The sequence below is a fragment of the Ureibacillus galli genome, from assembly GCF_014836845.1.
GTDB classification, from domain to species: Bacteria; Bacillota; Bacilli; order Bacillales_A; family Planococcaceae; genus Ureibacillus; species Ureibacillus galli.
The window spans coordinates 65681-72496 of sequence record NZ_JACSQA010000020.1; the positions used below are offsets into that span (position 1 = coordinate 65681).

The window sequence follows — 6816 nt, forward strand, 5'->3', positions numbered from 1 at the left end:
AGGAGGATACTTCCATGAGTTTAATTTTAATTCTTGCTGTTACAGTAGCATTTTTAATCGCTATCTTTACTGCAGGTTATGAAGGCGACTATACTTCAGAAAAATAATCTCCACAAAAGGGTATGATAACTTTGTTATCATGCCTTCTTTTTTTGGGGAAAATCTTTTCTATACCCCCAAATGAATAAACTTGACATTTAAAACTTTAGAAAATAAACTAGGTTACATAAAGTAAGTTGATTATTAAAAATAATTAACAGGAGGCAATTGTATGCCGACACATTTTCATAAAAAACCAAACAAGTATGTTTCCCACGTTCAACTAAAGGTTTCTAACTTACAAAATTCGCTTGAATATTATACAACTATTATTGGATTCGATGTTTTAGAACAAACGAATACAACGGCGGTTCTTACTTTCGATGGTTCGACAAGCGTTCTTTCTTTAGAGGAAATACCGAATGCACTACCTTTAAAAGGGGGGCAAACAGGCCTTTACCACTTTGCCCTTTTACTTCCAACCCGGAAAGATTTAGGGAATTTTATTCAACATATTATGCAACAAAATGCCCGTGTTGGAGCTGGTGATCATCATGTAAGTGAAGCTTTTTATTTAAATGATCCTGATGGCAATGGAATTGAAGTGTATGCCGATCGCCCTGAACAAAATTGGATTTGGAATAATGATTCCACTATCTATATGACGACTGAACAAGTAGACGTTCGTTCTGTTTTGGCAGAAGCTGACGGAACATGGAGCGGCTTACCGACTGGTACCGTAATGGGGCATATTCACTTATCTGTAGCTAATTTAAACGAAACGGAAAATTTTTATACGAAAGCTTTAGGATATGAAGTAGTTACCCGCTATGGCAACCAAGCATCCTTTATTTCCACAGGTAAATATCATCATCATATCGGAATGAATACATGGAATAGTTTAGGCGGTATTGCTACTCCTGAAAATGGAGTAGGATTAAAGTCGTTTACCATTGTATTAAATAATGAAATGGAAGCTCATAAAATAAAAGAAAATTTATCGAAAATAGGGGCAACAGTAGAGCAATTTCAAGATGCGCCTAAATTTGGTGGACAACAAGCTTTTTCAACCATTGATCCTTCAGGGATTCGCATCATCTTTACAATTGAAGGAGCATAATTACGTTTTGAAACATGTTCAAATTGTTTGAACATGTTTTTTCAGTCTTTCGGTCCATTTCCCCACACTTCACTTCCCTTTACGATAAAAGGAAAGGGGATGATGATTACATGAAAGAAAAATGGTCAAATGGAATGCAAGTTGCTCAAGTACGATTTGCAAGACCAACAGATCAATTAAAAGAAATTGAGAAATTTTATTGTGAAGGAGTCGGCCTGAAAAAAATCGGTTCCTTTTCTGGTCACCGTGGTTATACAGGACTTTTAATTGGATTACCAAACAGTGATTACCATATAGAATTTACAGAACATGAAGATGGCAGTCCATGTCAGCCCCAACGAAAGACAATCTACTCGTTCTTTACATACCAGATAGAAAAACGATTAATGCAATCGCAGAAAAATTAGAGCAAATGGGCTATCCCGAAGTTGAACCTGAAAATCCTTATTGGGAAGAAAAAGGGGTTACGATTGAAGATCCTGATGGCTGGCGACTTGTCTTAATGAATACGGATGGAATATAAAAAGAGGCTACATTTGTACACAACAAATGTAGCCTTTTGTTTATTTTAGTCCAGGGAAGTTTTGCTGACGCAGTGCTTCATAAATAATAATCGCTGCAGTATTTGACAAGTTTAACGAACGGACATGTTCACTTTGGGGAATGCGTAAACATTTATCTTTCCTTTCATAGGCGAATTCCTTTGGTAAACCAGTCGTTTCTTTTCCAAACATAAAATAAATATCTTTATTTTGATCACTAAAGTCATGGTGGGAGTACGGTTCGTCACTATAAGTTTCGATTAAAAATAACTCCCCATCCTTCGAATACTCTAAAAAATCCTCTAAACTATCATGATAGACGATATTGACAGAGTGCCAATAATCTAATCCAGCACGTTTTAACATTTTATCATCCGTTGAAAATCCAAGGGGACGAATTAAATGTAAGGATGTATTTGTGCCAGCACATGTACGAGCAATATTCCCTGTATTTGCTGGTATTTCTGGTTGATATAAAACAATATGCAATGGCATATAAGACACTTCCCTTTAATACAATTTCTAAGCTTTTAACAAAGTAAGACCTTTTTCAATTTCTTTCAGCACTTCTTCATCGGTCTCTTTTTCACGGGCTTTAAGTAAAGCTTGTTCTGCATCACTACCACCAATTTTTCCAATAGCCCAGGCTGCTGTTCCGCGCATAACCGGGCGTTCATCTTTATACATAATTTCTATTAAATCCGGCACAGCAGACTGTTCCTTAAAATGGGCTAATGCAATAATCGCATTGCGTTGAATCGGTTTTTTCCCTCTCCAAGATCCTGACATATAACCAAACTTCGCTTTAAATTCTTTATTTGACATATGAAGTAACGGTTTTAAAAGCGGTTTTGCCAATTCTGGTTCAGGTTTAAATTCCTCATGAATCCAATTCATTTTCCCTTTGTTTTTTGGACAAACTGTTTGGCACGTATCACAACCGTAAATTCGATTACCTATTTCCTTTCGAAACTCATCAGGTAAGAAATCCTTTGTCTGGGTTAAAAACGCGACACACCGTTTGGAATTTAACTGTCCAGGATTCACAAGAGCGCCCGTTGGACAAACATCTAAGCATAAAGTACAGTCACCACATTCATTTTCGATCGGTGAGTCGGGTATGAAAGGAATATTCGTAATCATTTCACCTAAGTAAACATAAGAGCCAAACTCAGGTGTAATAATCGAACAGTTTTTACCGCTCCATCCGATTCCAGCTCGCTCAGCTACAGCTCGATCCACTAGTTCGCCAGTATCAACCATTGATTTCGTTTGAACATCGGGAACCCGATTCTTTAGCCATTGTTCAATTAAATTTAAACGTTCACGGACCGCCACATGATAATCGACTCCCCAAGAAGCACGAGCAAAAATGCCTCTTCTTGATCCTTTTTTTCCAACAGGTGCATCTTCCATTTTAGAAGGGTACGCCAAGGCAATGGCAATAATACTTTCTGCACTATTTAAAAGCAACTTAGGCTCTGTTCTTTTTTCAATATCTGGCTCTTCAAAACCAGATTGATATTGAAGTTCTTGCTGACGTTTCAATCGGTTTTTCATTTCATGAAAGGGAGAAGCATGCGTAAAACCGATTTTATCAACGCCAATTGATATTGCATATTCAATTAACTCTTTTTGTAATTGTTCGATTATCATTAACGCATTCAACTCCTTATTTGGTAAAATATATAATCATACGCAAATGTTGCGAAATTTAAAAATTGTAGGTGATTTTCTTTGAACATCTCCATAAACGATGCACTTTTTACAACGAATGACCAATTAAAAATCGGCATTATCCATTATACCAAAATTGTCGTCTCAGAATCTCCTCAAATGATTAAAGGTCGTACTCAACTTTATCAAGAAAACCTATATTTAGAACTTCAAGAAAACCCTGTCACAGAACGACCAGGCATTGCAGAATGGCGTAAAGTTTGGAAGTCCTTTGGCGCTGATCCAAATCGTTATCGTCATTCTGCTGAAAGTTTAATGCGACGTATTGCTAAGCAAAACTATTTATCTCCTGTTCATTCCGCAGTAGATTTAAATAATTTCTTTTCTTTACAATACGAAATTCCAATCGGTATTTACGATGAAGAGAAACTGGAAGGGAACGTTGAACTGCTACTTGGAGATGAAAATACTGGATATGAAGGGTTGAATGGCCGTTTTAATTCTTTAAAAAATATTTTATATAGCAAAGATGCAAATGGTGCCTTCGGAAGTCCTTTCGTTGACTCTGTTCGAACAGCTGTAACAGAACAAACCCGTCATGCGATTCAAATCTTTTATTTACGACCTTCTCTAGATGAAACAGAATGTCTTCAATTATTGAATACTGCTGGAAAGATGTTTACTCAAGTTAATGGTGGCGATTTTGATACAGCTTTACTATCAAAAAGTAATCTTGTTATAACAATATAAGGGGGTTCGGAAAGTGAAAAAAATTCCGCTTGCTGAAGGGGTTAAATTAAAAAGTATTATAACGAGAAAAATTCAGGAACTTATTAGTGAAATTCAATTTGTTTCCCATGCAGTTGTAGAAAAGGGGGAAACCCCTAAAACATCGGGAAGAAAGCTGGTAGAAGTTGAAGCAGAACTTGCCCGAGTAAGAAAAGATGCTAGAACTTTAGATAAACTCATTTACCGAGCAAACATTGATCATACCGTGACGTTTAAAGGCGAAGAACTGCCGATTGTGGAAGCAATTGAATTAGCTACACAGCTACGAGCCGATGTAACTCTTTATAAAGAGTTAGGACAATCGGAAAAAGAAACCCTCTACCACGGCGGAAGCGAATCCGTTATTTTTTATAGCGTCGCTTTATATGAACCAGAAGAATATCGCAAGCGGGCAAATGAAATGGAAAAAGACGCTCATCGATTATCCAACTTAATTAACGCCAAAAACTATCAAGTTGAAATTGAATTTGACGACTCGCACTATATTTAATCTCGGTGCGGTGAGACTCCAATCCGAGACGTAACGTACCGTCGCCTGCCTTTTAAGCAGTTTAGTATCGCAAACCGATTACCATTGACCGGTTACTTTGTGACCTATAACTAATAACCAACCAACGTAATAGGACAAGTTCCCTCATCGTAATCTTGATATGACGGTACTTACACAAAAAGGTTACTACTTTTCTTATAGAATTGTAGTAACCTTTTATTTTTTACTTTTCAAGATAAATAGAATTTCCATAAATCGTTTTTTGATTCTATTATTCTAATTACTAAACAAATATTAACCATAAGATCATTGACACTGCAATTGTGACAATCCCTTGTAACAGAGTCGCAACTGTTTGAGCTTTATATGCTTGGGTTACTTCCATTCCACTATATTGGGTAACAACCCAGAAGAAACTATCATTTACATGGCTCACTGTCATTGCCCCTGCTCCAATTGCCATAACGACAAGAGCTAGCGGAATTGCCCCATCAATTCCAGCTGTTGCTAACATTGGTGCAACTAAAGTAGAAGTAATAACTAAAGCCGTTGTTGAAGAACCTTGAGCCGTTTTCAATGCTGCAGCAATAAGGAATGGCACAAGTAGGAATAAACTACCTTGAGCTAGGGAGCCTAAATCCATTTCTTGTAGCATTTCACCAACGCCCGTTTCCTTAATAATCGTACCGAAGGAGCCACCTGCACCTGTAATCAATAAAATGGGAGCTGCATCTTTTAAACTATCCCCAATCCATCCTGATAATGTTGTTTCATTCATTTCAGGAAGTAATAAAAATGATGCAAATACCCCTAACAGTAAGGCAACAATTGGTTTCCCTAAAAATTGTAAAAATACATTAATAGATGCTTCCGGATCCCCAACAAGGGATGCAATTGAACCAATACCAATTAATAAAATTGGTAAAATAATTGGTAAAAATGCTTTAAAAGTGGATGGCATTTTACCATAGGACTTGATGATTTCCTCATAATCTAAAGCTTCTTCGTCATCAGCTGCCACACGAATTTTCGAAGCAACTTTTGTAGCCCAAATGTAACCAACTAATGTAGCAGGAATTGCCACAAGTAAACCGATTACGATGACTGTCCCTAAATAATCACTCGCCCCAATATTCCCTGCAGCTGCAATAGGACCTGGAGTTGGTGGTACTAATACATGGGTAGCGTATAACCCCGTTGCTAAAGCAACCCCCATGGAAGCAATCGTTACTTTTGCTCGTTTAGCCAAAGATTTTTGTAAACTTGATAAAATAATGAATCCTGAATCACAAAATACTGGAATCGAAACGATGTAACCGATAATCGACATCGCTAATTGAGGATGTTTCTTTCCTACTATGCGAAGAACTACTTCTGCCATTCGATAAGCTGCCCCAGAGCGCTCTAATATCGTTCCAATCATAGTTCCAGCAACAATGACAATACCAATACTTGTCATTAAACTACCGAAACCGTTATTCACTGTATCGGCTACCGTTAGTAACGGCATCCCACTAGCAATCCCAACAAAGAAAGAACTAATAATTAATGCTAAAAACGGATGCAAATGTAACTTTGCAGTGGCAAAAATAACAAATAATACCCCAATTAATATAATTACAAAAAGCATTTCATCATCCCCTTATTTTAATAACTTCTGAAAAATCGCTTTTGTTTTATTTCTTAAATGAACAGCTGGTTTTTCCATTGCCATTTGTACCGTCACGTCCTTATCAACTAAGGAAGCAACTGTATGGAAACACTTGGCCAATTCTGGTATGTCCTCCACTGCACCAGAAATTAAAATGGTTGGAACTCCAGCCTTTTGAGAAGTACTAGCGATTCCATAAGGTGCCTTTCCATGTAAAGTTTGTCGATCAGATTTCCCCTCACCTGTTACAACAAAGCTAGCACCAGACAATTGTTCATTGAAATGAACCGCCTCTAAAACAAGATCAATTCCTTGATTAAATTGGCCATTTAAAAAGGCAATCAATGCGCCACCCATTCCACCGGCAGCTCCTGCACCTGGATAATCATGTAATCGTATATTCTTTTCTTTCTCTACGATATTGGCCCAGTTCGTAATATGAGGTTAGCCAGATTTTTCTGGTTGACCTTTTTCGTTTAGGTCTTATTATAACGGTAGTCGGGGTAGA

Annotated in this window: 7 protein-coding genes and 1 pseudogene; 4 read left to right on the top strand and 4 right to left on the bottom strand. The window is 37.3% G+C overall.

The annotated features are described in order from the left end of the window. The first annotated feature begins 271 nt into the window (after positions 1-271). Together H9636_RS13030 and H9636_RS13035 are read left to right on the top strand one after the other, a co-directional pair. Positions 272-1159 carry a VOC family protein gene (locus tag H9636_RS13030; protein WP_191708000.1) on the top strand — a complete coding sequence of 296 codons (888 nt, stop codon included), beginning with the start codon at positions 272-274 and terminating at the stop codon, positions 1157-1159. 110 nt (positions 1160-1269) lie between these two features. Then, a pseudogene (locus H9636_RS13035) lies at positions 1270-1682 on the top strand (VOC family protein). Between the two features lie 40 nt (positions 1683-1722). Here H9636_RS13035 and trmL read toward each other — a convergent pair. Continuing rightward, positions 1723-2196, bottom strand: a complete 474-nt coding sequence (trmL, locus tag H9636_RS13040; RefSeq protein ID WP_191708001.1) for a tRNA (uridine(34)/cytosine(34)/5-carboxymethylaminomethyluridine(34)-2'-O)-methyltransferase TrmL — start codon at positions 2194-2196, stop codon at positions 1723-1725. Between the two features lie 27 nt (positions 2197-2223). Next, entirely contained in the window at positions 2224-3357 is a 1134-nt protein-coding gene (gene queG, locus H9636_RS13045; RefSeq protein WP_191708003.1) for a tRNA epoxyqueuosine(34) reductase QueG, read from the bottom strand. An 81-nt stretch (positions 3358-3438) separates the two neighbouring features. Here queG and H9636_RS13050 point away from each other — a divergent pair, with 81 nt between their 5' ends. Together H9636_RS13050 and H9636_RS13055 are read left to right on the top strand one after the other, a co-directional pair. Continuing rightward, positions 3439-4128 (top strand): B3/B4 domain-containing protein, encoded by a 690-nt coding sequence (locus H9636_RS13050; protein ID WP_191708004.1) that lies wholly within the window; start codon positions 3439-3441, stop codon positions 4126-4128. A 13-nt stretch (positions 4129-4141) separates the two neighbouring features. Further along, positions 4142-4657: a DIP1984 family protein gene (locus H9636_RS13055; RefSeq protein ID WP_191708006.1), complete on the top strand. Its 516-nt coding sequence runs from the start codon at positions 4142-4144 to the stop codon at positions 4655-4657. 283 nt (positions 4658-4940) lie between these two features. Here the strand turns inward: H9636_RS13055 and H9636_RS13060 are convergent, their stop codons facing one another. Together H9636_RS13060 and H9636_RS13065 are read right to left on the bottom strand one after the other, a co-directional pair. After that, positions 4941-6287 carry a GntP family permease gene (locus H9636_RS13060; protein ID WP_191708008.1) on the bottom strand — a complete coding sequence of 449 codons (1347 nt, stop codon included), beginning with the start codon at positions 6285-6287 and terminating at the stop codon, positions 4941-4943. Positions 6288-6299: 12 nt separating this feature from the next. Beyond that, positions 6300-6746 carry a glycerate kinase gene (locus tag H9636_RS13065; protein ID WP_318241024.1) on the bottom strand — a complete coding sequence of 149 codons (447 nt, stop codon included), beginning with the start codon at positions 6744-6746 and terminating at the stop codon, positions 6300-6302. Between the last annotated feature and the right edge of the window lie 70 nt (positions 6747-6816).

Coding starts and splice junctions, on each gene's coding strand:
- queG (WP_191708003.1), bottom strand. CDS start 3,357: ATGATAATCGAACAATTACAAAAAGAGTTAATTGAATATGCAATATCA.
- H9636_RS13030 (WP_191708000.1), top strand. CDS start 272: ATGCCGACACATTTTCATAAAAAACCAAACAAGTATGTTTCCCACGTT.
- trmL (WP_191708001.1), bottom strand. CDS start 2,196: ATGCCATTGCATATTGTTTTATATCAACCAGAAATACCAGCAAATACA.
- H9636_RS13060 (WP_191708008.1), bottom strand. CDS start 6,287: ATGCTTTTTGTAATTATATTAATTGGGGTATTATTTGTTATTTTTGCC.